Origin of the sequence: Pseudomonas graminis (genome assembly GCF_900111735.1) — a bacterium.
Classification (GTDB): Bacteria; Pseudomonadota; Gammaproteobacteria; order Pseudomonadales; family Pseudomonadaceae; genus Aquipseudomonas; species Aquipseudomonas graminis.
In genome coordinates this window covers 12,181-35,914 of record NZ_FOHW01000007.1, presented here as the reverse complement: position 1 = coordinate 35,914, position 23,734 = coordinate 12,181, and the positions used below count along the sequence as shown (strand labels likewise).

The following is a 23,734-nucleotide window of genomic DNA, read 5'->3' as shown; positions in this document are numbered from 1 at the left end:
CTCTCCGCGACGGGAGAGGGGAAAATTCAGTGATCGGCGAGTGGGGCCGGAGGCCTATTCGCCCCAGACGTCGCCCAGGATGCGAACCCAGTTCTCGCCCATGATCTTGCGCACCACGCGCTCGGAATGGCCGCGTTTGAGCAGGGTTTCGGTGAGGTTCGGGAATTCGCCGACGGTGCGGATGCCCAGCGGGTTGATGATCTTGCCGAAGTTGGTCAGGCGCCTGGCGTAGCCTTTGTCGTGGGTCAGGTATTCGAAAAATTCCTGGCCGTGACCCTGGGTGAAGTCAGTGCCTATGCCGATGGCGTCTTCGCCGACGATGTTCATCACGTATTCGATGGCTTCAGCGTAATCGTCGATGGTCGAGTCGATGCCCTTGGCCAGAAACGGCGCAAACATGGTCACGCCGACAAAGCCGCCGTGATCGGCAATGAATTTCAGCTCGGCGTCGGATTTGTTGCGCGGGTGTTCTTTGAGGCCCGAAGGCAGGCAGTGGGAGTAGGTCACTGGCTTCTTCGATTCGAGGATGACTTCCTCAGAGGTCTTGGAGCCGACATGGGAAAGGTCGCACATGACGCCGACGCGGTTCATCTCCGCGACGATTTCACGACCGAAGCCCGAAAGGCCGCCGTCGCGCTCGTAGCAGCCGGTGCCCACCAGATTCTGGGTGTTGTAGCACATCTGTACGATGCCCACGCCCAGTTGTTTGAAGATCTCGACGTAGCCGATCTGATCCTCGTAAGCATGGGCGTTCTGGAAGCCGAAGAGGATGCCGGTCTTGCCCAGCTCCTTGGCCTTGCGGATGTCGGCCGTGTTGCGCACCTGGATCACCAGGTCGCTGTTTTCACGAATCAATTTCTGGCTGGAAGCGATGCTGTTGACGGTCTGCTGAAACCCTTCCCACACCGAAACTGTGCAGTTGGCCATGGTCAGGCCGCCTTTGCGCATGTCCTCGAACAGCTCACGGTTCCATTTGGCAATGATCAACCCGTCAATGACGATGCTGTCGGCGTGTAATTCGGCTGGGCTCATCAGGCGGTCCCCTGGGGTTCTTTAATGGCCGGAAGGTCTGCCGGCGCTTTGGGGTCAGCATATGCCTGAGGGTCGGAGGAGCCGGGTGCAAAAACGACAGGGGAATTGCCGAAAGCGTCAAGAAACGACAAAGGGCATAGGCATGACGACGCAGCAGGTCCTCCCGATGATGCAGCCATTCAGGCAGGGGGGGGCGCTCTGGGGCGGAATTCAGAAGTCGGGAAGATACGCCCAAACAAAAAAAACGAGGGTGACTAACGTCGTCAATGTGACTAGAGCCACCTGAGCCAACATCATGTATTTGAATTTTTTTGGGAATGTATCGACCTGCTCCAAGTCGATGGCGCCCAGTTTCAGGAACATTTGGGGCCGAAGGAACATCGCGCTTACGATGGCTAATTTTCTGATATCTCCTAGAAACCCGGTCCCGATCTGGAACAAACTAGAGTCCGTGACCGCTAAACAGTTATCCAGTGATTTATTGATCTTGTTTCGCAGATACAACGTTATCAACACCGTATACAACAGAGTGACTACGAAAAGGATACACATCGTCAAAACGATAAAGTCATGATCCGCAGAATGAATGGCGCCACCATGACGATAGTGTCCGCTTCTAATTATCATAATGACCTCCGGGCCGATCGCAAAAAAGCTGTCAGATATCAATATCTTCACGCAACCTGAAAAACGAACCAAAACACCCACATGCCTGCATTCATGATGCCCAGGTGTGCAAATAGCTCTCCCAAGCGTCGGCTGCTATCCCGGTACCAATGGAGATATTCTTCAAAGCATATGAAGTCGTTAGAAATCATAAAAGTAGAGCCAGGCACGAAACACCAACATGGCCGTAAAAAAAATGATATTTAGAAAAAACGGCACCACGATCAATAGTTTCCATTTTTTTGGAAAGTCCACTACCTGCCGAACATCAATGACTCCTCGCTTGAGGAACAGCTTAGGGAAAATTAAGATACACGCCACAGTGCCTACCCTATAGACATCTCCGATAAATCCCAAGCCACCAAAAGTGGCATTGATATCTACAATTATGGAACATCGAGAAAGACGGCTGTCCACCTCGTCCCTTACCCACCAGGTGATGAATAGCAGCACCAATAAGTTCAGGATTCCAGGGATCATTATCGAAGTTGCAACTAGGCCAGGTACGATATCTTTCATTGAGAGACCTCATAGAGTAACTCGCCCGTCATCTCGCCTCCCTTACCTCCTATCTCGCCCCCCAACCAACCCAATATCCCAGCAGTGATGACACCGCAGGCGAGTGCACCCGGACCTGTTGTAAGCCCCAACCCGGTAACGCAAATCACAGTAGCCACTCCCGCGCCGGCCGCAGCGCCCCCCAAATTACCAACCAGCTTACTCCCCTCAACATACTTCGCCTTCGTACACTCATCCTCCCGGCCCGTCGAGCAAGCCGTCTTGATATCAACCGCCGTCGAAGCTGTATCGAGAACTATCCCCACATAAGCTCCTCTTTTTATTAGCTTCGCCGCTTTGGCAACGCCGCTCGTTTTTTCGGCGTAGTGTCTGATCTCGCCAGTGTGCAGGTAGCTTTTAGTTGAGATCCCCAGCATTCGCCGGATTGAGCCTGTGTTCCGCAGTCCTGCTCCCAGACTAAGAAAGCCTTTCAGCAGCTTTTCGAGTTTGTCGAAAAGCTGGCGGCGTTTGGTATAGAACAGATTTCGTTCGATCAGGGTTCCCGAGGCCATGTGTTGCTTATGCAGGGCATCGATGCTGTCGAGCGTGGTCTTGATCTGCTCCAGATGCTTTTCCCAAGCGTCAGCAGCCATTCCGATACCGATTGAGGTATTGCCAAGTAGCCGCGTGATGAGTTCGTGGTTGGCCACGATGAAGTCGTCGCCTCCTGCGTCGTTATCGATGAGGCCCTGATGGGTCATCGTAGCAAGCCTCATGAGTTCGGCTTCTTCAGACGTGCACGCGGAGGTTGAATCATCGGGGACGATGACGATTTCTCCCGCCGCTACGGTGGAATTGCGGATGTGGGCATTAAGCACATCGAATTTATCGGCCGCGCGGCGCCCCAAGGGCAGTTTTGCCTTGATAGAAAAATAGGTCTGCATCTGATCATTGATGAAGCTGTAAGGCCGCGACATAGACGACCCTCACGCGTAAATCGTGTTTTTGATACGGTCCCAGCCACCCGTCACGTTGCCGCCCCCACCACCATCGCTACGACGCTGCTGAACGTAGTTGGTTTTGATACGTCCGTAATCGAGCTGCACCACTTCGCGGGGCACGCCGTCGGTGGCACTGTGGCTGTAGTCAGAAATGATCACTTCCTCGAGCACGATCTCAAAGTACTTGAGCTTTTCGCCGCCAGCGCGGTGCACCGCGATGGTTACTTTTTTGAAATGCTGGCCTGCGCAACTCGCTTGCATCAGTTTGGCGCTTGCCGAATCAAGGAACTTGGAAAAGTTGAATGTGGTGACAGTGGTCCGGCCAGACGAGGCGCCACCCGCCGAGGTTGCGGTCGCCGATGCGCTCTGATGGGTACCGAAGTTATAGCCGAGGATTTCGATCCAGTTCTTGTGCTGGTCGTCGAGGCTCTCACCCGGGATGCCGTCGAATTGGATAAATGCGTCGAGCGCCATGAGTTCTCTCCCTGAGTTGCTTGGTTATTTGAGAGTGCCGGTTAACGGCGCGGATTGGATCCTACCCAAAGAAACTCGCTACAAAAACCCTGATGGAAAATTTCAGACTTTTCCGTAGGACGGTTCTTTTGCTTCGCGAATATTCGAGAAAACTCCCTATCTGACGCATCAGAAGTCCAAGCGTCGCGAGCAAAAACGACTGCAAAATGGTCGAAACCGTCAACAAGCGACGCTGGCTCACGGCGTATGGTCGATGCCCGCATTTGATACCTGTTCTTTGCCTCGCGCTTGGGCGAGAATCCATTCCATCTCTGACTCGGAAAGCCCTAATGAAAACCATGTTTCTGGCTCTGGCTCTATTCGCGACAGGTGCTCATGCTGCAACCAACCCGGCCGTCAACCCTTGTGACGGCGTCGAAGAGGACCAGCAGACCCTCGAGTGCTCGGTGTACAGCCGGGACACGGCGGAGAAGTTGCTGACCGAGAATGTTCAGAACGTGCTTGAGCGTGTGCAGACGCAGTTCGGGGCGAACAAGGCCCAGGCCGAGGAGTTCGCCACCAAACTGAAGACGGCCCAGGAAGCCTGGAAAAAACTGCGTGACGCGGATTGCGCCGTTGAAGTGTTCCCGGCCAAGCCCGGAACCAAAGAATTCAATATCGACCAGAACGATTGCCTGACCCGCGCCAGCGACGAACGATCGGAGTATCTGGATACCGTCGCGCAGTCCGAATGATCCCGAATGCGCTACCCTGACGCCCTTCCCGAGCTCAAGGTATGCACATGAACATCTGCGGCGTAGAAATCAAAGGCAGCGAGGCCATCTTCGCTGTCGCCACTCGTGCGTCCGGCGCGCTCGAACACGTGCCGTTACCGACGAAGAAGATCGCACTCGAAGACGACGATGAAGCCGTCAACGTGAAAGCGTTCGCCCGCCAGATCGAGGCATTCGTGCGCGACAACGGCATTGGTCATATCGCCATCAAAAAACGTAGCAAGAAAGGCGAGTTCGCTGGTGGTCCGACGACGTTCAAGATCGAAACCATCTTTCAGTTGCTGGAAGACTGCGACGTCATCCTGCTGTCGCCCCAGACCATCAACGCTCAGATGAAGAAGCACAACTTTGAACTGCCGACAGCGCTGAACAAGTATCAGCACGAGGCTTACAAAGCGGCGTGTTCGGCGCTGATGAAGACCAAGTAGAAAGGTCTGCACCCGATCGCTGGCTCGGTGGTGTGCCGGGGTTAAGTCCGACTGTAGGACCGGCTTTAGCCGGGAAGGCGTCAGGCGCCACCACATTAAACTGAGGGTGCTCAACCGGGCCTATTCCCGGCTGAAGCCGGTCCTACTGAACGAGCCGGAGCCTGAAGAAGAAGACGAATGTAGCCCGCCGGGTCATTTATACCGAATTATAGTCGCGACTATAATTCACCATAATTGAGCATCAAACAGCCTTCACCTCGCGCGTGCGCCCTCGGTCCTCCCTTGGGCACCCCCCAAATCTCGCCCGGTAACTGCGGGTGAAATACGACGGCGATTCAAACCCGCAGGCAATGCTGACTTCCAGCACGCTCATGTCGCTCTGACGCAGCAGTTGCCTGGCTTTTTCCAGCCGCAGGCCGAGGTAGAAGTTGCTCGGCGTGTCGTTCAGGTGCAGGCGGAAGAGCCGTTCCAACTGACGCCGCGTCACTTGAATCCCTTCGGCCAGTTCCAGTGTGCTCAGCGGCGGCTCGGTGTGCAGCTCCATGACGCCGATGACCTGCACCAATTTCTTGTTATTGATGCCGTAGCGCGTGGCGATCTGCATGCGCTGGTGGTCTTTGCGCTGGCGTATTCGCCCGAGGACGAACTGCTCGGAAACCTTGATCGCCATGTCAGCGCCGTGAGCCTGCCCGATCAGGTCGAGCATCATGTCGATGGAGGCCGTGCCGCCGGCCGACGTAATGCGGCGCCGATCGATCTCGAACAATTCCTGCGTCGCTTGCAGCCGGGGAAAGGTTTCCTTGAAGGCGTCCAGCGCTTCCCAGTGCAGGGTCAGGCGATAACCTTCCAACAGACCGGCTTGGGCCAGGACAAAACTACCGGTGTCGATCGCCCCAAGCACCACGCCTTCCAGGTCCAGCCGGCGCAGCCAGTGTTCCAGCGCCCCGTTGTAAAACTTCAGCGGATCGACGCTGCCCATCACCCACAACGTCGCGCCTTTTTTCAGTGGCTCAAGCGCGGCGTCGGCGTTTACCGACATGCCGTTGCTGGCAATGACAGGGCCGCCATCGACACTCAGGATGTGCCAGCGATACAGCTCGCCACCAAAGCGATTGGCGACGCGCAGCGGCTCCAGCGCCGACACGAAGCCCATCATCGAAAAGCCGGGCATGAGCAGAAAGTAGAAATCCTGGGACATCGTTGGCGCGTTCCTTGGGATCGGAGCGGATGGGCGATTGGGGTGGAGAGGTGAGTTCAGAAATGATCGTGCCTCTTGGGCCCGATCATCAAATACACCTCCTGCCGATGGGCAGCAACAGCACAGGTCGCTGCTGTGCAAGACCGTGTCGCCGCTGTGCGCTTTGACGGGCTCGACGCTGCGTAGCTTTGCACCTCAAACACGGGCTGCAAACGTCCGCTTTTACCGTCTGCCCTGCAAGGAACCTCACCCATGAATCACGACGTCATCATCACCTGCGCACTGACCGGTGCTGGCGACACGACCGGGAAAAGCCACCTGGTCCCGATCACGCCCAAGCAGATTGCCGCTGCCGCCGTCGAGGCCGCCAAGGCTGGTGCGACGGTCGTGCACTGCCATGTACGCGACCCCGAGACCGGCAAGTTCAGCCGTGACGTCGAGCTGTATCGCGAAACCATGGACCGCATCCGTGAAGCCGACATCGACATCATCGTCAACCTGACTGCGGGCATGGGCGGCGATCTGGAAATCGGCCCGGGCGAACGTCCGACCGATTTCGGCCCCGGCACCGATCTGGTCGGTCCGTTGACCCGGCTCGCGCATGTCGAAGCGCTGCTGCCGGAAATCTGCACGCTGGATTGCGGCACCCTCAACTTCGGCGATGGCGACACGATTTATGTGTCCACGCCCGCGCAACTGCGGGCCGGGGCCAAGCGCATCCAGGAGCTGGGGGTGAAAGCCGAGCTGGAGATTTTTGACACCGGCCACCTGTGGTTTGCCAAGCAGATGATGAAAGAAGGCTTGCTGGACAACCCGCTGTTTCAGCTGTGCCTGGGCATTCCCTGGGGCGCGCCGGCGGACACCACCACCATGAAGGCCATGGTCGACAATCTGCCCGCCGATGCGGTGTGGGCCGCGTTTGGTATCGGCCGCATGCAGATGCCGATGGCCGCGCAGGCCGTGTTGCTCGGCGGCAACGTGCGGGTCGGTCTGGAGGACAACATCTGGCTCGACAAAGGCGTGCTCGCCAGCAACGGCGCATTGGTCGAACGCGCCAGCGAGATCCTCAGCCGCCTGGGCGCACGGGTCATGACCCCGGCCGAGGGCCGCGTGAAGATGGGCCTGAAAAAGTGGTTTTGATCCCCACACACATCCTGCCGTGCAGGAGTGAGCTTGCTCGCGATAACGGTGTGTCAGTCACACATCGGGGCAGATAAGTAGCTATCGCGAGCAAGCTCAACCCTACAAGGGCCTCGACACTTTTTCGAGTAATCGATATGACCTTCATCACCACCATCAAAACCTTCGCAGCCTTGGGCAGCGGTGTCATCGGCAGCGGTTGGGTGGCGCGCGCGCTGGCTCATGGCCTGGACGTCGTGGCCTGGGACCCGGCGCCGGGAGCAGAGGCAGCGCTGCGCAAACGCGTCGCCAACGCCTGGCCGGCGCTTGAGCAAAAGGGCCTGACGGCGGGCGGTTCCCAAGAACGTCTGCGCTTCGTCGACACCATCGAGGAGTGCGTTCTCGACGCCGACTTCATCCAGGAAAGCGCTCCGGAGCGCCTTGACCTCAAACTGGACCTGCACAGCAAGATCAGCGCGGCGGCCAAGCCTGACGCGATCATTGGTTCCAGCACCTCCGGCCTGCTGCCGTCGGAGTTTTACGAGAGCGCCACGCATCCGGAACGCTGCGTGGTGGGCCATCCGTTCAACCCGGTTTATCTACTGCCGCTGGTGGAAGTGGTCGGCGGCAAGAACACCGCGCCGGAAGCGGTGCAGGCAGCGATTCAGGTCTACGAATCACTCGGCATGCGCCCGCTCCATGTGCGCAAAGAGGTCCCCGGTTTTATTGCCGATCGTTTGCTGGAAGCGCTGTGGCGTGAAGCCCTGCATCTGGTCAACGACGGCGTGGCGACCACCGGCGAAATCGATGACGCGATCCGTTTCGGCGCCGGCTTGCGCTGGTCGTTCATGGGCACCTTCCTGACTTACACCCTGGCCGGCGGCGATGCAGGCATGCGTCATTTCATGGCGCAATTCGGCCCGGCGCTGCAGTTGCCGTGGACTTATCTACCGGCGCCGGAGCTGACTGACAAGTTGATCGATGACGTGGTCGATGGCACCTCGGATCAGCTCGGTAGCCACAGCATTGCGGCGCTGGAGCGGTATCGCGATGACTGCCTGCTGGCGGTGCTTGAAGCGGTGAAAACCACCAAGGCCAGGCATGGGATGGCGTTTGGGGATTGAGCCAAAATTTTCATCGCCCAAACCGGCCTCATCGCGGGCAAGCGCGCTCCTACAAAGGGTATGCGATCAACTGTAGGAGCGCGCTTGCCCGCGATGAGGCCGTTGATTTCACCGAAATTGTGACCCTGGAATCCTATGCCCGCACTCATTACTTTCAAAACCCCAGTCCTCGCCGATTGGGTTGACTACAACGGCCACCTGCGCGACGCCTTTTATCTGCTGATTTTCAGCTTCGCCACAGACGCCTTCATGGACCGCATCGGCCTTGCCGGTGACGATCGGGATGCCAGCGGCCACTCGCTGTTCACGCTCGAGGCGCACATCAACTTTCTGCACGAGGTAAAGCTCGGTGAGCCGGTGGAAGTGCGTACGCAAATCATCGGACACGATGGCAAGCGGGTGCAGCTTTATCACGGGCTGTACAAAGCAGACGGGGATATCGAGTTGGCAGCGAGCGAGCAGATGCTGCTGCATGTGGATCTGGCGGCCGGGCCGAAATCAGCGCCGTTTAGCGAAGTGTCGCTGCAGGCGTTGCGCCTGCTCTCGGAAGCTCAATTTGATCAGCCGAATCCAAAGTATGTTGGGCGGATCATCGCCCTGCCCGGCCGGCAACATACCGTGTAGAAACGTGGACCACGCCCACAAAAAAGCCCGCATCGCTGCGGGCTTCTTCATTTCAGCAAATCGATCAGAAAACGATCAGTTCACTTTGGCGTTCAGCTCGCCTTTGGCATAACGCTCGAACATCTTCTCCAGGGAGATCGGCTTGATCTTGGAGGCGTTGCCGGCGGTGCCGAATGCTTCGTAACGAGCAATACACACGTCCCGCATGGCCGATACGGTTTTAGCCAGGTACTTGCGCGGATCGAACTCGCTCGGGTTTTTCGCCATGAACTCGCGGATAGCACCCGTCGAGGCCAGACGCAGGTCGGTGTCGATGTTGACCTTGCGCACGCCGTGCTTGATGCCTTCAACGATTTCTTCGACCGGCACGCCGTAAGTTTCTTTAATGTCGCCGCCGTACTGGTTGATGATTTTCAGCCATTCCTGCGGAACGGAAGAAGAACCGTGCATCACCAGGTGGGTGTTCGGGATGCGCTTATGGATCTCTTTGATCCGCTCGATCGCCAGAATGTCGCCGGTAGGCGGCTTGGTGAACTTGTACGCGCCGTGGCTGGTGCCGATGGCGATGGCCAAGGCATCGACCTGGGTTCTTTTAACGAAGTCCGCTGCTTCTTCCGGATCAGTCAGCATCTGGCTGTGGTCCAGCATGCCTTCTGCGCCTACGCCGTCTTCCTCACCAGCCATGCCGGTTTCCAGCGAGCCCAGAACACCCAGCTCACCCTCAACCGAAACACCGCAGGCGTGAGCCATGGCGACAGTTTCCTGGGTGACGCGTACGTTGTAGTCGTAATCCGCAGGGCTTTTGCCGTCTTCGCGCAGCGAACCGTCCATCATCACCGAGCTGAAGCCCAGCTGGATGGAACGTTGGCAGATGGCCGGGCTGGTGCCGTGGTCCTGGTGCATGACCACCGGGATGTGCGGGAATTCTTCGATTGCCGCCAGGATCAGGTGGCGCAGGAACGGTGCGCCCGCGTATTTGCGCGCACCGGCCGAAGCCTGAACGATTACCGGAGAGTCGGTCTTGTCGGCCGCTTCCATAATGGCGCGCATTTGTTCCAGGTTGTTCACGTTGAATGCAGGGACGCCGTAACCGAATTCGGCTGCGTGGTCCAACATCTGGCGCATGCTGATAAGTGCCATTGTCTGTCTCTCTCCCGGTGGGGTCGTTAATCGTGCGTGCCGTATTGGCGGCTATTCAAATTATAGAGGCGGCTTGCTCGAACACCGCCCGGTGTTGCCTCGCTCGAACTGCTCGGCCTTTTACGGCGCTTTGCAGCCACGACCGATCAAATCGTTGGTAGCGTCCCAGTAGACCAGGCCTTCGCTGCCTTTGTTGTCGAACGCCAAGACGCCGTTACTGTAGAGCGCGCCGGAGGCTCCGGGGGACGCTTGCAGACGGAATACCTGCTCGCTCTGATTGAGGCGTACATCCACCTCCTTCTTCGCGGCATCGGCGTACTTCCAGAAAATCTCGGCTTTGCTGTCACAGACCCAGTGGGTCCAGGGGGCTGCCGGTTCCGAAGCCTTCATGCTGGCGCAACCGCTCAGCAGCATCAGTGTCGCAAGGGCTAACAAGCCTTTCATTACTACTCCTGAATTCCCTGCATCGCGTGACGGATGTCGATCATGGCAGGGGCAATGCTGTTCCTGTATTCCGGCACACCGTCAACTAAGAATCAATGACAGGGGACTGGTCCCACGGCAGGCATGAATTCGTATTTTTCCCAGACTTCAGGCCCGCCACGCTTGTAAACGATCGGTACGGTTTCCGCCTGCCAGCCCGCCTGATAGCAGCTGACCTGAAGCAGCCCCGGCGCCGCGCTGGATGCCGTCTCCGCTTCAGGCTTGCTTGCGCAGCCGACCAGCAAACCCGCCATGATCAACAGCGGTAATGGCTTGACCATTTCACTCCCCTTCACCTTGGCCGGTCAGGCCTTGGCGCGTTGTTCCAGAACTTCCACGGCAGGCAGAACCTTGCCCTCGACAAACTCGAGGAACGCACCGCCGCCTGTAGAGATGTAAGAGATCTTGTCGCCTACACCATATTTGTCGATGGCGGCCAAGGTGTCGCCCCCGCCAGCGATGGAAAACGCAGAACTCTCAGCGATCGCGTGAGCCAGCGTCTTGGTGCCTTCGCCGAACTGATCGAACTCAAATACGCCGACCGGGCCGTTCCACAGAATAGTCTTGGAAGATTTCAGCAATTCGGCGAAGTGAGCAGCTGTTTGAGGACCGATGTCGAGGATCATGTCGTCCTCGGCCACATCGGCGATCAGCTTGACGGTGGCTTCGGCATCAGCGGCGAATTGCTTGGCAACCACCACGTCGACCGGCAACGGAACGCTGACCTTGGCGGCGATGGCTTTGGCAGTCTCAAGCAGGTCCGGCTCGTACAACGATTTGCCAACCGGGTGACCCGCCGCTGCCAGGAAGGTATTGGCGATGCCACCGCCGACAATCAGCTGATTGCACTTCTCGCTGAGGCTGTTAAGCACGTCCAGCTTGGTGGAAACCTTGGAGCCGGCAACGATAGCCGCCATTGGCTGGGCCGGATTGCCCAGGGCTTTGCCCAGCGCGTCAAGTTCAGCGGCAAGCAGCGGACCCGCCGCAGCGATTTTGGCGAACTTGGCCACGCCGTGGGTCGAGCCTTCTGCACGGTGGGCGGTGCCGAAGGCGTCCATCACGAACACGTCACACAGAGCGGCGTACTTTTGCGCCAGCTCGTCAGCGTTCTTCTTTTCGCCCTTGTTGAAGCGCACGTTCTCGAACAGCACGATGTCGCCGGCCTTTACGTCGACACCGTCCAGGTATTCCGCGACCAGCGGCACTTCACGCCCGAGGGCCTTGCTCAGGTAGTCGGCGACCGGCTTGAGGCTGTTTTCGGCGGAAAACTCGCCCTCGGTAGGGCGACCCAGGTGCGAGCAGACCATGACGGCTGCGCCTTTTTCCAGCGCCAGCTTGATGGTTGGCAGCGACGCGAGAATGCGTGCATCGCTGGTCACCACGCCGTCTTTGACCGGAACGTTGAGGTCTTCGCGGATCAGTACACGCTTACCTTGCAGATCGAGGTCGGTCATCTTCAACACGGTCATGAGGCATTCCCTGTTTTTACTATTGTTTATGGATGGTGTGCAGGTAGTGATCGGCGACATCCAGCATGCGGTTGGCAAAGCCCCACTCGTTGTCGAACCAGGCCAGGATGTTCACCAGCCGAGGGCCCGAGACCCGCGTCTGGCTGGCATCGATGATGGCCGAGTGCGGGTCGTGGTTGAAATCGCAACTGGCATGCGGCAATTCCGTATACGCCAGCAGTCCCTTCAGCGGGCCACGGGTAGCGGCCTCGCGCAGGATACGGTTGACCTCGACGGCATCGGTATCACGGGCGACCTGCAGCGTGATATCCAGGCACGAGACATTCACCGTCGGCACACGAACTGCTTTGGCCTGAATTCGGCCGGCAAGTTCCGGAAGCAGCCGCTCGATGCCCCGCGCCAGACCAGTGGACACCGGGATAATCGACTGAAAGGCCGAGCGCGTGCGGCGCAAGTCTTCATGATGATAGGCGTCGATCACCGGTTGATCGTTCATCGCCGAGTGAATCGTGGTGATGGTCACGTATTCGAGGCCCAGCTCGCGATTCAGCAGGTCGAGCAACGGCACGCTGCAATTGGTGGTGCACGACGCGGCAGACACCAGCCGCTCATCGCCCGTCAGGGTTTCCTGATTGATGCCGTAGACGATGGTGGCGTCCACGTCGGCTTCGCTGGACATGGGCTGGGAGAACAGCACTCGCGGCGCGCGGGCCGAAAGAAAGCGCTCGCCATCGGCACGTGTGTTGTAGACGCCGGAGCATTCGAGCACCAGATCCACGTCGAGGGCCCCCCAGTCGATGCCTTCCGGCGTTGCACTGCGAAACACTTTGATGACGTGATCGTTGATGTGCAGAAAATCGCCTTCGACCCGCACTTCGCCGGGAAACCGGCCATGTGTGGAGTCGAAGCGCGTGAGGTATTCGAGACTGGCCATGTCGGCCAGATCGTTGATTGCCACTACGTCAAAGCCAGCCTTCGCACCTCGCTCGCACAGCGCGCGCAGCACGCAGCGGCCAATACGACCGTAACCATTGAGGGCGACTTTATAAGGGCGTGGCTGAGGCATGGGGTTCTCGCAGGCATTCATCCGAACCTGTAGCAGCGCGCTTGCCCGCGATTGCGACCTGTCAGCCCCTACTTCAGGCAACTGACAGAATGCATTCGCGGGCAAGCGCGCTCCTACACGGCAAAGCGGTGCTTCTTAGTCTTCCAGCAGCTCTTCAGCCGTGGAAAGAACGTTCTCCAGCGTGAAGCCGAACTCTTCGAACAGCAGGTTGGCAGGTGCCGACTCGCCGAAGGTAGTCATGCCGATCACGCGACCTTCCAGGCCCACATATTTGTACCAGTAGTCGGCGTGAGCGGCTTCGATGGCGATGCGCGCGCTGACTTCCAGCGGCAGAACCGACTGCTTGTACTCGGCGCTCTGGGTTTCGAAAACGCTGGTGCACGGCATCGAAACCACACGCACCTTCTTGCCGTCTGCGGTCAGCTTGTCATAGGCCTGAACAGCCAGGCCGACTTCGGAACCGGTGGCAATCAGGATCAGATCAGGCTCGCCACTGCAGTCGCGCAGCACGTAACCACCGCGGTTGATGTTTTCCAGCTGCTCGGCATCACGCGCCTGATGTTGCAGGTTCTGACGGGAGAAGATCAGCGCCGACGGGCCGTCATCACGCTCGATGGCGTGTTTCCAGGCGATGGCAGATTCAACGGCATCAGCCGGGCGCCAGCAGTCCAGGTTCGGCGTGGTACGCAGGCTGGTCAGTTGCTCGATCGGCTGGTGCGTAGGGCCGTCTTCGCCCAGGCCGATGGAGTCATGGGTGAATACATAGATGATGCGCTTCTTCATCAGCGAAGACATGCGCACGGCGTTGCGGGCGTATTCCATGAAGATCAGGAAGGTCGCGCCGTATGGCACGAAACCGCCGTGCAGGGCGATGCCGTTCATGATTGCGCCCATACCGAACTCACGAACACCGTAGTGCAGGTAGTTGCCGGTGGCATCTTCGCCGGTGATGCTGCGGCAGCCTTTCCAGATGGTCAGGTTGGAACCTGCCAGGTCAGCGGAACCGCCGAGGAATTCAGGCAGCAGCGGACCGAAGGCGCTCAAGGCATTCTGGCTGGCCTTGCGGCTGGCGATGGTTTCGCCCTTGGCGTTGACTTCAGCCACGTATGCAGCGGATTTCTCGGCGAAGTCAGCAGGCAATTCACCGCTCATGCGGCGGATCAGCTCGTTGGCTTCGGTCGGGAAGGCAGCGGAGTAGGCAGCGAAACGCTGATCCCATTCGGCTTCGACAGCCAGGCCTTTTTCCTTGCCGTTCCACTCGCTGTAGATGTCGGCCGGGATTTCGAACGGGCCGTGGGTCCACTTCAGCGCGGCGCGGGTCAGGGCGATTTCGTCAGTGCCCAGCGGAGCGCCGTGGCAGTCTTCCTTGCCCTGCTTGTTCGGCGAACCGAAACCGATGGTGGTCTTGCAGCAGATCAGCGTTGGCATGTCGCTCTTGTGAGCGGTGTCGATGGCGGTCTTGATCTCGTCGGCGTCATGGCCGTCGACGTTGCGGATGACCAGCCAGCCGTAGGATTCGAAGCGCTTCGGGGTATCGTCGGTGAACCAGCCTTCAACTTCGCCGTCGATGGAAATCCCGTTGTCGTCGTAGAACGCGACCAGCTTGTTCAGGCGCAGGGTACCGGCCAGAGAAGCGACTTCGTGGGAGATGCCTTCCATCATGCAGCCATCACCCATGAACACGTAGGTGTGGTGGTCGACAATGTTGTGGCCTGGACGGTTGAACTGGGCGGCGAGGGTCTTCTCGGCAACCGCGAACCCGACGGCGTTGGCGAAACCCTGACCCAATGGGCCGGTGGTGGTTTCAACGCCCGGGGTGTAGCCGTATTCCGGGTGGCCCGGGGTGCGGCTGTGCAGCTGACGGAAGTTTTTCAGGTCTTCGATGGACAGGTCGTAACCGGTCAGGTGCAGCAGCGAATAGATCAGCATCGAGCCGTGGCCGTTGGACAGGATGAACCGGTCGCGGTCGGCAAACATCGGATTGGCTGGGTTGTGCTTCAGATAATCGCGCCAAAGGACTTCAGCGATATCCGCCATGCCCATCGGGGCACCCGGGTGGCCGCTATTGGCCTTTTGCACGGCATCCATGCTGAGGGCACGAATGGCATTGGCTCGCTCACGACGGCTTGGCATCGCTGATCTCCTGGGGCAGATAAAAGTGGGACCGGAAAAAGGCGGCCATTTTCCCTCAGGCACCCTCCGGGGGCAATGACAGATCACACACCATCGGTGTTTTCCTCTGCCGCTGACGTGTTTTCGTACGCCGCACCCAACGCCCGACGGCAAACGGCAGAATCACGGCGCCGGGGTGCCGCCACTGATCGACCAATATCAAAACTTTTTGATATTGCCCTTGCGACAGCCCCGGTCGATAACTAGACTGCCTGCCTTATGAATCTTCGCGTGCCTGCCATTAGCCATGATGAATGCGACGAGCTGGCTGCCCTGTGCAAAGCCGGCGGCGATCCGCTGCGGCTGAATGTCTTGCGCGCGCTGTCGAACGATTCCTTCGGCGTGCTGGAGCTGGCGCAGATTTTCGCCATTGGCCAGTCCGGCATGAGCCATCACCTCAAGGTGCTGGCCCAAGCCGATCTGGTGGCGACGCGGCGTGAAGGCAACGCGATCTTTTACCGGCGCGCCCTGCCCCACACCGAACACACCGGCGGCAAGCTGCACGCGGCGATGCTTGAAGAAGCCGACAACCTGCGCCTGCCCGCGGATGTACAGACCCGAATCGGTCTGGTGCATCGCCAGCGGGCTAACGCCAGTCAGGACTTCTTCGCACGCACGGCCGAGAAATTTCGGGCCCAGCAGGACCTGATCGCAGGACTGCCGCAATACCGCGACAGCCTGCTGTCGTTGCTGGACAAACTGAGCTTTCCCGCCGATGCCACGGCGATAGAAGTCGGGCCCGGTGATGGCGGTTTTCTGCCGGACTTGGCGCGGCGTTTCCGACATGTGACGGGGCTGGACAACAGCCCGGAAATGCTCGATCTGGCGCGCAAGATCTGCACGCAAAAGTCGCTGGTTAACGTCGAGCTGAAACTGGCCGATGCACTGACCAACGCTAATATCTCCGGCAACTGCGTGGTGTTGAATATGGTGTTGCACCATTTCGCCGCGCCCGCCGAAGCGCTCAAACAATTGGCCAACCTGTTGCAACCGGGCGGTAGCCTGCTGGTGACAGAGTTGTGCAGTCATGACCAGAGCTGGGCCAAGGAGGCCTGTGGCGATCTCTGGTTAGGCTTCGAACAGGAAGATCTGGCCCGTTGGGCCATCGCTGCGGGGCTGGTCCCCGGGGAAAGCCTGTACATAGGCTTACGTAATGGTTTCCAGATCCAGGTCCGCCATTTTCAGCGACCGGCTGGCAACACTCACCATCGGTACTAATCAGGAAAACCGTCGAGATGAGCGAATACTCCCTTTTCACCTCCGAGTCCGTGTCTGAAGGACATCCGGACAAAATCGCCGACCAGATCTCCGATGCGGTGCTGGACGCCATCATTGCCCAGGACAAGCAGGCTCGCGTTGCCGTGGAAACCCTGGTCAAGACCGGTGTGGCCATTGTGGCCGGCGAAGTCACCACCACCGCGTGGGTCGACCTGGAGCAGATCGTTCGTGACGTGATCTGCGAGATCGGCTACACCAGCTCCAACGTCGGTTTTGACGGTGCGACCTGCAGCGTGATGAACATCATCGGCAAGCAGTCCCCCGACATCAACCAGGGTGTCGACCGCGCAAAACCTGAAGATCAGGGCGCCGGCGACCAGGGCCTGATGTTCGGCTACGCCAGCAACGAAACCGCCGAGCTGATGCCCGCGCCGATCGCGTTCTCGCACCAGTTGGTGCACCGCCAGGCCGAAGCCCGTAAATCCGGCCTGCTGCCGTGGTTGCGCCCGGACGCGAAATCCCAGGTCACGTGCCGCTATGAAAACGGCATCGTGGTGGGCATCGACGCCGTTGTTCTGTCGACCCAGCACAACCCGGAAGTGTCCTACAAAGACCTGCGCGAAGGCGTGATGGAGCTGATCGTCAAGCACGTGCTGCCGGCCGAACTGCTGCACAAAGACACCCAGTTCCACATCAACCCGACGGGCCAGTTCATCATCGGCGGCCCGGTGGGCGACTGCGGTCTGACCGGTCGCAAGATCATCGTGGACAGCTATGGCGGCATGGCCCGTCACGGCGGCGGCGCGTTCTCCGGTAAAGACCCATCCAAGGTTGACCGTTCGGCTGCGTACGCTGGTCGTTACGTTGCCAAGAACATCGTCGCTGCCGGCCTGGCCGAGCGCTGCGAGATTCAGGTTTCCTACGCGATTGGCGTTGCACAGCCTACGTCGATCTCGCTGAACACCTTCGGCACCGGCAAGATCAGCGACGACAAGATCGTCCAGCTGGTCCGCGAGCACTTCGACCTGCGTCCATACGCGATCACCACCATGCTCGACCTGCTGCACCCGATGTACCAGGAAACCGCAGCCTACGGCCACTTCGGCCGCACGCCGCAAACCAAGACCGTGGGCGACGATACGTTCACCACGTTCACTTGGGAAAAAACCGACCGCGCCGACGCCTTGCGCGCCGCTGCCGGTTTGTAATACCTACTGGGTGCATTGCGCCTAGCGGCACCCGGTAAAAGGAAAGCCCCTGGCGATGGAAGTCGTCAGGGGCTTTTTTGCATTCGGGCTGAAGGAACAATCAGCCCCGCCGCGCTATCAGCAAAAACGACGCCGCGCTTGCCAACAATCCCGCGCACAACCGGTTGAACAGCCGCTTGCCACTTGGCTTGGCAAACAGCCGACGCGCATGCACGCCCATCCAGCAATAGAGCGCTATGGCGATACACTCCAGCACCAGAAACATCGCGCCCAGTTGTGCGAATTGGGTGCTCACTACGCTAGATCGATCAACGAACTGCGGCAGAAATGCGGTGAACAGCAGAATGGCTTTGGGGTTACCGATGGCGACCAGAAATTCCTGGCGCGCCAGCCTCTTCACTCCGGCCTGCGCGCCGGCTTCGATATCGTGCGCCTCGCACGGCGCTCGCCACAGTTGTAACGCCAGATAGAACAGATACGCCGCCCCCACAATCTTGATCGTATGAAACAGCCATTCGGATGTATGCAGCACCGCTGTAAGCCCAACCGCTGCCAGAGCAATCATGATCGCGAACGCGAGCAACCGACCAATGCCGCCCGAACAGGCACTGATAAATCCGTAGCGCGACGCATTGCTGATCGACAGCAGATTGTTAGGGCCGGGCGCCATGTTCAGGGCGAAACAGGCAGGGATGAAAACAGCGAGGGTCGACAGGTCCATGGCAGTGTCTCTTCCAGTTGCCGGGATGAAACATCATTTTGCATTCCTTGCGCTGCGGCTCAAGGTACAGCTGGGCCGGGAATCAGGGGCTGGCTGTATAGGTGCGGGACAAACCCGGTAACCAAGGCGCGATGAAACACCCCTGCGGAAAACCTAGCCTTGCGGTCCCTCTCCCGGCAAGGACGCTCCGATGTTGACCCTCTTCCGCGCGATGACCTGCGCCTTGATCGCCCTGATTCCTACTGCAGCCAATGCCACCACCTGCCCCGACTGGCCACCGGCCCAAGCCCGCAGCGAAATCCTTTCGCTGCAAAATCAGATCACCCAGTGGGACGACAGTTATCACCGCCAAGGCGTCTCTCTGGTCGCCGATGAGCTCTACGACCAATCCGTTCAGCGACTCGCCGACCTGCGCGGCTGTTTCGCCGCCACGTCGGCGTCGCCCTCCAATCCGCTGAAAACCGCGCGCGGTCCTGTCGCGCATCCCATCCCCCACACCGGCCTGACGAAACTGCCGGGCGAGGCCGCCGTTCAGGCGTGGCTTAAAGACCGACGCGATCTGTGGATTCAGCCAAAAGTGGATGGCGTGGCGGTCACGCTGGTGTATGTCGACGGCAAACTGGTGAGCGCCATCAGCCGGGGCGATGGGGTCTTCGGTCAGGACTGGACCGGGCATGCTCATCAGATCGAGGCGATTCCTCGGCATCTCGCGTGGGAAAAGACTGTGATCCTTCAAGGCGAGCTGTATTGGAAGCTGACAGATCACGTTCAGGCCGACGCCGGCAGTCTGAACGCTCGAAGCAAAGTCGCCGGGTTGCTGGCGCGTCACGCCATCAGCGAAGAGGAAGGTGCGCAAGTTGGCGTGTTCGTCTGGGACTGGCCGGAAGGTCCGTCGGACATGACCGAGCGATTGGCAGGGCTCAGAGCTATGGGTTTCGAGGACAGCGCGCGCTTCAGTGAGCCGTTGGAGGGTTTCACTCAGGCAAAGAACTGGCGAGAGCACTGGTACCGTTCGCCGCTGCCGTTTGCCACCGATGGCGTGGTTATGCGGCAGGGTGAGCGTCCGTCAGCCGAGCGCTGGCAGGCGAAAGCGCCTTACTGGATCGCGGCCTGGAAGTACCCGTTTGCGCAGGCGTTGGCGGAGGTGCGCAAGGTTCATTTCAACGTCGGGCGCAGCGGCAAGATCACGCCCGTGCTGGATATCGAACCGGTGCGACTGGATGACCGGATGATCACCCGTATCAGCGTGGGTTCACTGAAGCGCTGGCAGGAGATGGACATTCTGCCTGGGGATCAGGTGGCAATCAGCCTGGCCGGGCTGACGATTCCGCGTCTGGATGAAGTGGTATCGCGCAGCGTGGAGCGCGCACCGCTGGCTGTGCCGCGAGCGGAGGATTTTCATTCCCTGAGTTGCTGGCAGCCGGTCGAAGGCTGCGAAAGCCAGTTCCGCGAACGGCTGAAATGGCTGAGCGGGAAGAAGGGATTGGCGCTCAGCGGCGTAGGACCGGGCACGTGGGACAAGTTGATTCAGGCAGGGCAAGTGAGCGGTTTGTTGGACTGGATGACCCTCGACGGTGCACAGCTTGCTAACATTCCCGGTCTGGGCGAACGCAGCAGCGCTAAACTGCTGGCAAGTTTCCGGGCCGCACGTGAAAAACCGTTTGTTGCCTGGCTCAAGGCCATCGGCTTGCCGCCGGCTGCGGGCGTTGATCTGGGCGAGTCCTGGACGGCCCTGGCCTCCCGAAGCGTCGAGCAATGGCAGGCCGAACCCGGCATTGGCTCGGGACGTGCGAAACAGTTACATGCATTTTTTCAAGAACCGCAGGTGCAGGCGCTAAGCAGGCAGTTGCGGGAGCAAGGTATCAACGGTTTTTAGTTTTTAGGGCCGCATGATTGTGTCGAGCGTGCGGCTATTTGTGTTCAAGGAGTATTCATGAAATTCCTTTCATCCCTTTTTGCATTCACCGCGTGCGGATTTCTGGCCGCGCCCGTGTTTGCAGCCGAGCAGGCGCCGGAACCGTCCGGATGCGCCGCGAAGCGCCAGGACATCGCCACTCGGATTGAGGACGCCAAGGCGGCGGGCAATACCGATCAACAGGCCGGGCTGCAAAAAGCCCTGAGCGAGTTGAACGCCAACTGCACCGACGTCGACGTGGTCAAGCAGCAGGAACAGAAAGTGCTGGATGCCAAGCGCGAGGTCAGCCGACGCCAGGCGGACTTGAACAAGGCCATGAGCAAGGGCGATCCGGAGAAAATCGACAAGCGCAAAGACAAGCTCGCCGAGTCCCGCAAAGAACTGCAGGACGAGCAGGAAAAGCTGGAGAAGGTTCAGCCCGACGAGGATGACGAATAAGGTCGTCTGCGGGCATCAGTCCTTAGTCTGTAGGAGTGACCGGGGTGGCGCTCCACCTTGCTCGCGAAGCGGTGTTGAATCCGCGGGAATTCGGCGCGTGTACTGGCCTCTCCGTGAGCAAGCTCACTCCCACACGGTCTTTTTCTCGGCAAGATCTCAGGGTGTCAGAGCGACCGTTGAGCGATCAAACTGAAACGCCAAACAGCGCAATCACCAGCCCCATCCCGACGATCCAGGCCAGCGAACGCAACGCCGCGAGATCCGCCAGATAAAAGATGATGTAGAGCAGGCGACTGGTCACGAACAGCACGGCGAGTACGTCGATCGTGACCAACTGCGCGACACCGGCGACGTGGGCGATGATTACGCCAGCGGCAAACCCGGGAATCGCTTCAAAACTATTGAGCTGCGCGTTGTGGGCGCGCCGCGGGAGACCTTCGAGGCGGTCGAGAAAGTCCCGTGGATCATGATTGTGCCGTGCACTGAATTTGCCGCTGCTGAACTTGGCAATGCCAGCGCACCCTATCGGCAACAGAATCACGATCAACACGCACCAAAAAGCAACGGTCATAACCACATCCTTTTTTTAGAATTTGAGCTTCGTCAGAAGCATCCCGAGTAATACCTATCTACAGGCTAAGAGCCACGGCCCGCCGAAAGGTTCTTACAGGTAACGCACGGCGGACGGGGCCACAACCACCCGCGCACCCAATGGCGCATTGCGCAACCGGAGTAGGACCGGCTTTAGCCGGGAAGGCATTACCCGTCACGCCGCAAATCTGATGGCGTTCACGCCGGCCCCTTCCCGGCTGAAGCCGGTCCTACAAAGAACAACCTGCGCGCAGGTTGCTCGTCGTTACTGCCACGAGCAGCCCGATTGGCTAAGATGCCAGCCACCCAGCCGACCTCGGCTGTATCTCGTAGCCCAGGAGCCTGCATGTCCAGCGAAGAAGACGCCACCCTCAGTGGCGCAGCGCCGATGATTCCCGATCAGCGTCGGGAGTTGATGCTGCGTCAGTTGCGCAAGCATCAGGTGCTCAGCGTGCATCAGCTCATGGAAATGTTCGACTGCTCGCACATGACCGTTCGCCGCGACATTGCGCTGCTTGAGCAAAGCGGCCGAGCCTACTCGGTGACTGGCGGGGTGCGCATCGCCAGTCAGGTTCACAGCGAGCCGAGCCACCAGTCCAAGGCAGTGGTCGAGCTGCCGCACAAACAGGCGATGGCGAAACTGGCCGCCAGCCTGCTGCACCCCGAGATGACCGTGTACCTGGACGCCGGCACCAGCACGCTGGAAATCGTCCCGCACATTGTTGCGCTGGCGGGGATGACAGTGGTCACCAACGATTTCGGCGTGGTCAATGCACTCGCCGATGCGACCCATGTCGACGTGATTCATACCGGCGGTTTGCTGGACCACCCCAACCGCTCCTGTGTTGGCGGGCTTGCCGCGGCGACGTTGCGGCAGCTGGCAACCGACGTGGCGTTCATGTCGACCAGCTCATGGGATCTGCAGCGAGGCACGACCACGCCCTCTGCGCTGAAAGTTGAGGTCAAGCAGGCGGCCATGCAGTCGGCCTCGCGCACGGTATTGCTGACCACCAGCACGAAATACGGCACGTTCGGCATGTACAAGGTCGCCGGTCTGGAGCAGTTCGACACGATCATCAGCGACGACCGCCTCGCCCATGGCGCTGCGGACAGCATTCGCGGACTGGGCGTTGAATTGATGTTGGCGGCGGTGGATCAGCCACGCTAATTCAGCGAGTGCCACAAACACTGTAGGAGCGCGCTTGCCCGCGATGACGGACTGTCCGAGACATATCTGTTTCAGACAAACCGCAATCGCGGGCAAGCGCGCTCCTACATTTGATGCGTACTAAGCCTCGGCCCCGACTGAGGTTTTTTTTCGCCTGCTCGCTACAATGTTAATTTTTGTTAACTCAAAAAAGCACTTCACATTATCCGATCACAGGTTCACTATCTTTAACAGATCAGAACAAACACCGTTCGAGTGCTGATGAACTTCGGCGCTCACCCGAGGAGAGATTCATGAATAACAAGAATGTCGGCGTCATTGGTCTGGGTGCTATGGGCCTGGGCATTGCGCGCTCCCTGCTGCGCAGCGGCTTCAACGTTCATGCCTGTGACGTGCGCGCGGCCGTCACCGAGCAATTCGCCAGCGAAGGCGGCGTTGCCTGTGAATCTCCTGCAACCATGGCCGCCGCATGCGACGTGATCATCACCGTCGTGGTCAATGCCGAGCAGACCGAAACCGTATTGTTTGGCGACAACGGCGCAGTCGCCGCTCTGCGCCCAGGCAGCCTGATCATCGGTTGCGCTACGGTCGCACCGACCTTCGCCATCGAACTGGGTCAGCGCCTCACCGAAAAAGGCCTGCTCTACCTCGACGCGCCAATCTCCGGCGGCGCTGCCAAGGCAGCTGCTGGCGAGATGACAATGATGACTTCCGGCCCGGCTGATTCCTATGCCAAGGCCGACGCGATCCTCAACGGCATGGCGGGCAAGGTGTATCGCCTGGGCGACGTCCACGGCCTGGGTTCGAAAGTCAAAATCATCAATCAACTGCTGGCCGGTGTACACATCGCCGCCAGCGCCGAAGCCATGGCCCTGGGCCTGCGTGAAGGCGTAGACGCGGACGCACTGTACGAAGTGATCACCAACAGCGCCGGCAACTCGTGGATGTTCGAGAACCGCGTGCCGCACATCCTCAAAGCGGACTACACCCCGCTGTCGGCCGTGGACATCTTCGTCAAAGACCTGGGCCTGGTGCTGGATACAGCCCGCGCCAGCAAATTCCCGCTGCCGTTGTCGTCCACCGCCCACCAGATGTTCATGCAGGCCTCCACCGCTGGCTTTGGCCGTGAAGATGATTCTGCCGTGATCAAGATTTTCCCGGGCATCGAACTGCCGACCGCCAAGCCTGAAAACAACTGAGATGACGCT

General features: G+C 59.2%; 25 protein-coding genes. 11 read left to right on the top strand and 14 right to left on the bottom strand.

The features are described from left to right. Positions 1–54: 54 nt before the first annotated feature. From BMY98_RS07335 to BMY98_RS07315, 5 genes are all read right to left on the bottom strand, one after another. Positions 55–1,032 carry a dipeptidase gene (locus BMY98_RS07335; RefSeq protein WP_074886739.1) on the bottom strand — a complete coding sequence of 326 codons (978 nt, stop codon included), beginning with the start codon at positions 1,030–1,032 and terminating at the stop codon, positions 55–57. A gap of 210 nt (positions 1,033–1,242) precedes the next feature. After that, the gene (locus BMY98_RS07330) at positions 1,243–1,740 is read right to left on the bottom strand and encodes a hypothetical protein (protein ID WP_074886735.1); all 498 of its coding nucleotides are present in this window, start codon (positions 1,738–1,740) and stop codon (positions 1,243–1,245) included. A 99-nt stretch (positions 1,741–1,839) separates the two neighbouring features. Beyond that, positions 1,840–2,217: a hypothetical protein gene (locus BMY98_RS07325; RefSeq protein ID WP_074886731.1), complete on the bottom strand. Its 378-nt coding sequence runs from the start codon at positions 2,215–2,217 to the stop codon at positions 1,840–1,842. Further along, on the bottom strand, positions 2,214–3,173 hold the full coding sequence (locus BMY98_RS07320; protein WP_074886729.1) for a hypothetical protein: 960 nt from the start codon (positions 3,171–3,173) through the stop codon (positions 2,214–2,216). Before BMY98_RS07320 ends, BMY98_RS07325 begins: the two co-directional genes overlap by 4 nt. 9 nt (positions 3,174–3,182) lie before the next feature. Beyond that, positions 3,183–3,671: an Hcp family type VI secretion system effector gene (locus tag BMY98_RS07315; protein ID WP_074886727.1), complete on the bottom strand. Its 489-nt coding sequence runs from the start codon at positions 3,669–3,671 to the stop codon at positions 3,183–3,185. Positions 3,672–4,000: 329 nt separating this feature from the next. Between BMY98_RS07315 and BMY98_RS07310 the strand changes: the two genes are divergently transcribed. Further along, positions 4,001–4,405: a lysozyme inhibitor LprI family protein gene (locus tag BMY98_RS07310; RefSeq protein WP_074886725.1), complete on the top strand. Its 405-nt coding sequence runs from the start codon at positions 4,001–4,003 to the stop codon at positions 4,403–4,405. 47 nt (positions 4,406–4,452) lie between these two features. Further along, positions 4,453–4,872, top strand: coding sequence for a DUF3010 family protein (locus BMY98_RS07305; RefSeq protein ID WP_074886722.1), 420 nt, complete (start codon positions 4,453–4,455; stop codon positions 4,870–4,872). 241 nt (positions 4,873–5,113) lie between these two features. On the opposite strand, the gene BMY98_RS07300 is transcribed toward BMY98_RS07305, so the two are convergent. Next, entirely contained in the window at positions 5,114–6,070 is a 957-nt protein-coding gene (locus BMY98_RS07300) for a GlxA family transcriptional regulator (RefSeq protein ID WP_074886719.1), read from the bottom strand. Between the two features lie 252 nt (positions 6,071–6,322). On the opposite strand from BMY98_RS07300, the gene cdhC reads away from it, so the two are divergent. From cdhC to BMY98_RS07285, 3 genes are all read left to right on the top strand, one after another. Next, positions 6,323–7,210 carry a 3-dehydrocarnitine:acetyl-CoA trimethylamine transferase CdhC gene (gene cdhC / locus BMY98_RS07295; protein WP_074886717.1) on the top strand — a complete coding sequence of 296 codons (888 nt, stop codon included), beginning with the start codon at positions 6,323–6,325 and terminating at the stop codon, positions 7,208–7,210. Between the two features lie 137 nt (positions 7,211–7,347). Next, a complete protein-coding gene (locus tag BMY98_RS07290) occupies positions 7,348–8,313 on the top strand; it encodes an L-carnitine dehydrogenase (RefSeq protein ID WP_074886714.1) in 966 nt (321 codons plus the stop codon). 135 nt (positions 8,314–8,448) lie between these two features. Next, complete coding sequence (locus tag BMY98_RS07285; RefSeq protein WP_074886711.1) at positions 8,449–8,937, top strand: thioesterase family protein; 489 nt, start codon at positions 8,449–8,451, stop codon at positions 8,935–8,937. A gap of 75 nt (positions 8,938–9,012) precedes the next feature. On the opposite strand, the gene fba is transcribed toward BMY98_RS07285, so the two are convergent. From fba to tkt, 6 genes are all read right to left on the bottom strand, one after another. Then, positions 9,013–10,077: a class II fructose-bisphosphate aldolase gene (gene fba / locus BMY98_RS07280; RefSeq protein ID WP_065991242.1), complete on the bottom strand. Its 1,065-nt coding sequence runs from the start codon at positions 10,075–10,077 to the stop codon at positions 9,013–9,015. Positions 10,078–10,197: 120 nt separating this feature from the next. Continuing rightward, positions 10,198–10,521: an MliC family protein gene (locus tag BMY98_RS07275; protein ID WP_065991241.1), complete on the bottom strand. Its 324-nt coding sequence runs from the start codon at positions 10,519–10,521 to the stop codon at positions 10,198–10,200. A gap of 92 nt (positions 10,522–10,613) precedes the next feature. After that, on the bottom strand, positions 10,614–10,841 hold the full coding sequence (locus tag BMY98_RS07270) for a putative periplasmic lipoprotein (RefSeq protein WP_065991240.1): 228 nt from the start codon (positions 10,839–10,841) through the stop codon (positions 10,614–10,616). Between the two features lie 24 nt (positions 10,842–10,865). Then, positions 10,866–12,029 carry a phosphoglycerate kinase gene (locus BMY98_RS07265; RefSeq protein ID WP_074886707.1) on the bottom strand — a complete coding sequence of 388 codons (1,164 nt, stop codon included), beginning with the start codon at positions 12,027–12,029 and terminating at the stop codon, positions 10,866–10,868. Positions 12,030–12,048: 19 nt separating this feature from the next. Then, a complete protein-coding gene (epd, locus tag BMY98_RS07260; protein WP_074887079.1) occupies positions 12,049–13,095 on the bottom strand; it encodes an erythrose-4-phosphate dehydrogenase in 1,047 nt (348 codons plus the stop codon). 135 nt (positions 13,096–13,230) lie between these two features. After that, entirely contained in the window at positions 13,231–15,228 is a 1,998-nt protein-coding gene (gene tkt / locus BMY98_RS07255; protein WP_074886704.1) for a transketolase, read from the bottom strand. 258 nt (positions 15,229–15,486) lie between these two features. Between tkt and BMY98_RS07250 the strand changes: the two genes are divergently transcribed. Continuing rightward, a complete protein-coding gene (locus tag BMY98_RS07250) occupies positions 15,487–16,485 on the top strand; it encodes an ArsR/SmtB family transcription factor (protein WP_074886701.1) in 999 nt (332 codons plus the stop codon). A gap of 17 nt (positions 16,486–16,502) precedes the next feature. Beyond that, positions 16,503–17,693, top strand: coding sequence for a methionine adenosyltransferase (gene metK / locus BMY98_RS07245; protein WP_065991235.1), 1,191 nt, complete (start codon positions 16,503–16,505; stop codon positions 17,691–17,693). A gap of 100 nt (positions 17,694–17,793) precedes the next feature. On the opposite strand, the gene BMY98_RS07240 is transcribed toward metK, so the two are convergent. Next, positions 17,794–18,414, bottom strand: a complete 621-nt coding sequence (locus tag BMY98_RS07240; protein WP_074886698.1) for a LysE family translocator — start codon at positions 18,412–18,414, stop codon at positions 17,794–17,796. 190 nt (positions 18,415–18,604) lie between these two features. On the opposite strand from BMY98_RS07240, the gene ligB reads away from it, so the two are divergent. Together ligB and BMY98_RS07230 are read left to right on the top strand one after the other, a co-directional pair. After that, positions 18,605–20,290 carry an NAD-dependent DNA ligase LigB gene (gene ligB / locus BMY98_RS07235; protein WP_074886696.1) on the top strand — a complete coding sequence of 562 codons (1,686 nt, stop codon included), beginning with the start codon at positions 18,605–18,607 and terminating at the stop codon, positions 20,288–20,290. Positions 20,291–20,347: 57 nt separating this feature from the next. Beyond that, complete coding sequence (locus BMY98_RS07230) at positions 20,348–20,767, top strand: DUF1090 domain-containing protein (RefSeq protein ID WP_074886694.1); 420 nt, start codon at positions 20,348–20,350, stop codon at positions 20,765–20,767. Between the two features lie 184 nt (positions 20,768–20,951). Here BMY98_RS07230 and BMY98_RS07225 read toward each other — a convergent pair whose 3' ends face one another. Continuing rightward, positions 20,952–21,338 (bottom strand): MAPEG family protein, encoded by a 387-nt coding sequence (locus tag BMY98_RS07225; protein ID WP_074886691.1) that lies wholly within the window; start codon positions 21,336–21,338, stop codon positions 20,952–20,954. 366 nt (positions 21,339–21,704) lie between these two features. Here BMY98_RS07225 and BMY98_RS07220 point away from each other — a divergent pair, with 366 nt between their 5' ends. Together BMY98_RS07220 and ltnD are read left to right on the top strand one after the other, a co-directional pair. Then, positions 21,705–22,526 (top strand): DeoR/GlpR family DNA-binding transcription regulator, encoded by an 822-nt coding sequence (locus tag BMY98_RS07220; RefSeq protein ID WP_074886689.1) that lies wholly within the window; start codon positions 21,705–21,707, stop codon positions 22,524–22,526. A 176-nt stretch (positions 22,527–22,702) separates the two neighbouring features. Then, a complete protein-coding gene (ltnD, locus tag BMY98_RS07215) occupies positions 22,703–23,725 on the top strand; it encodes an L-threonate dehydrogenase (RefSeq protein WP_281248159.1) in 1,023 nt (340 codons plus the stop codon). The last annotated feature ends 9 nt before the right edge of the window (positions 23,726–23,734 follow it).

What these genes read in the sequence shown, in the direction of transcription:
- BMY98_RS07335 (WP_074886739.1), bottom strand. Translation starts at nt 1,032, where the DNA reads ATGAGCCCAGCCGAATTACACGCCGACAGCATCGTCATTGACGGGTTG.
- BMY98_RS07325 (WP_074886731.1), bottom strand. Translation starts at nt 2,217, where the DNA reads ATGAAAGATATCGTACCTGGCCTAGTTGCAACTTCGATAATGATCCCT.
- BMY98_RS07320 (WP_074886729.1), bottom strand. Translation starts at nt 3,173, where the DNA reads ATGTCGCGGCCTTACAGCTTCATCAATGATCAGATGCAGACCTATTTT.
- BMY98_RS07315 (WP_074886727.1), bottom strand. Translation starts at nt 3,671, where the DNA reads ATGGCGCTCGACGCATTTATCCAATTCGACGGCATCCCGGGTGAGAGC.
- BMY98_RS07310 (WP_074886725.1), top strand. Translation starts at nt 4,001, where the DNA reads ATGAAAACCATGTTTCTGGCTCTGGCTCTATTCGCGACAGGTGCTCAT.
- BMY98_RS07305 (WP_074886722.1), top strand. Translation starts at nt 4,453, where the DNA reads ATGAACATCTGCGGCGTAGAAATCAAAGGCAGCGAGGCCATCTTCGCT.
- BMY98_RS07300 (WP_074886719.1), bottom strand. Translation starts at nt 6,070, where the DNA reads ATGTCCCAGGATTTCTACTTTCTGCTCATGCCCGGCTTTTCGATGATG.
- cdhC (WP_074886717.1), top strand. Translation starts at nt 6,323, where the DNA reads ATGAATCACGACGTCATCATCACCTGCGCACTGACCGGTGCTGGCGAC.
- BMY98_RS07290 (WP_074886714.1), top strand. Translation starts at nt 7,348, where the DNA reads ATGACCTTCATCACCACCATCAAAACCTTCGCAGCCTTGGGCAGCGGT.
- BMY98_RS07285 (WP_074886711.1), top strand. Translation starts at nt 8,449, where the DNA reads ATGCCCGCACTCATTACTTTCAAAACCCCAGTCCTCGCCGATTGGGTT.
- fba (WP_065991242.1), bottom strand. Translation starts at nt 10,077, where the DNA reads ATGGCACTTATCAGCATGCGCCAGATGTTGGACCACGCAGCCGAATTC.
- BMY98_RS07275 (WP_065991241.1), bottom strand. Translation starts at nt 10,521, where the DNA reads ATGAAAGGCTTGTTAGCCCTTGCGACACTGATGCTGCTGAGCGGTTGC.
- BMY98_RS07270 (WP_065991240.1), bottom strand. Translation starts at nt 10,841, where the DNA reads ATGGTCAAGCCATTACCGCTGTTGATCATGGCGGGTTTGCTGGTCGGC.
- BMY98_RS07265 (WP_074886707.1), bottom strand. Translation starts at nt 12,029, where the DNA reads ATGACCGTGTTGAAGATGACCGACCTCGATCTGCAAGGTAAGCGTGTA.
- epd (WP_074887079.1), bottom strand. Translation starts at nt 13,095, where the DNA reads ATGCCTCAGCCACGCCCTTATAAAGTCGCCCTCAATGGTTACGGTCGT.
- tkt (WP_074886704.1), bottom strand. Translation starts at nt 15,228, where the DNA reads ATGCCAAGCCGTCGTGAGCGAGCCAATGCCATTCGTGCCCTCAGCATG.
- BMY98_RS07250 (WP_074886701.1), top strand. Translation starts at nt 15,487, where the DNA reads ATGAATCTTCGCGTGCCTGCCATTAGCCATGATGAATGCGACGAGCTG.
- metK (WP_065991235.1), top strand. Translation starts at nt 16,503, where the DNA reads ATGAGCGAATACTCCCTTTTCACCTCCGAGTCCGTGTCTGAAGGACAT.
- BMY98_RS07240 (WP_074886698.1), bottom strand. Translation starts at nt 18,414, where the DNA reads ATGGACCTGTCGACCCTCGCTGTTTTCATCCCTGCCTGTTTCGCCCTG.
- ligB (WP_074886696.1), top strand. Translation starts at nt 18,605, where the DNA reads ATGTTGACCCTCTTCCGCGCGATGACCTGCGCCTTGATCGCCCTGATT.
- BMY98_RS07230 (WP_074886694.1), top strand. Translation starts at nt 20,348, where the DNA reads ATGAAATTCCTTTCATCCCTTTTTGCATTCACCGCGTGCGGATTTCTG.
- BMY98_RS07225 (WP_074886691.1), bottom strand. Translation starts at nt 21,338, where the DNA reads ATGACCGTTGCTTTTTGGTGCGTGTTGATCGTGATTCTGTTGCCGATA.
- BMY98_RS07220 (WP_074886689.1), top strand. Translation starts at nt 21,705, where the DNA reads ATGTCCAGCGAAGAAGACGCCACCCTCAGTGGCGCAGCGCCGATGATT.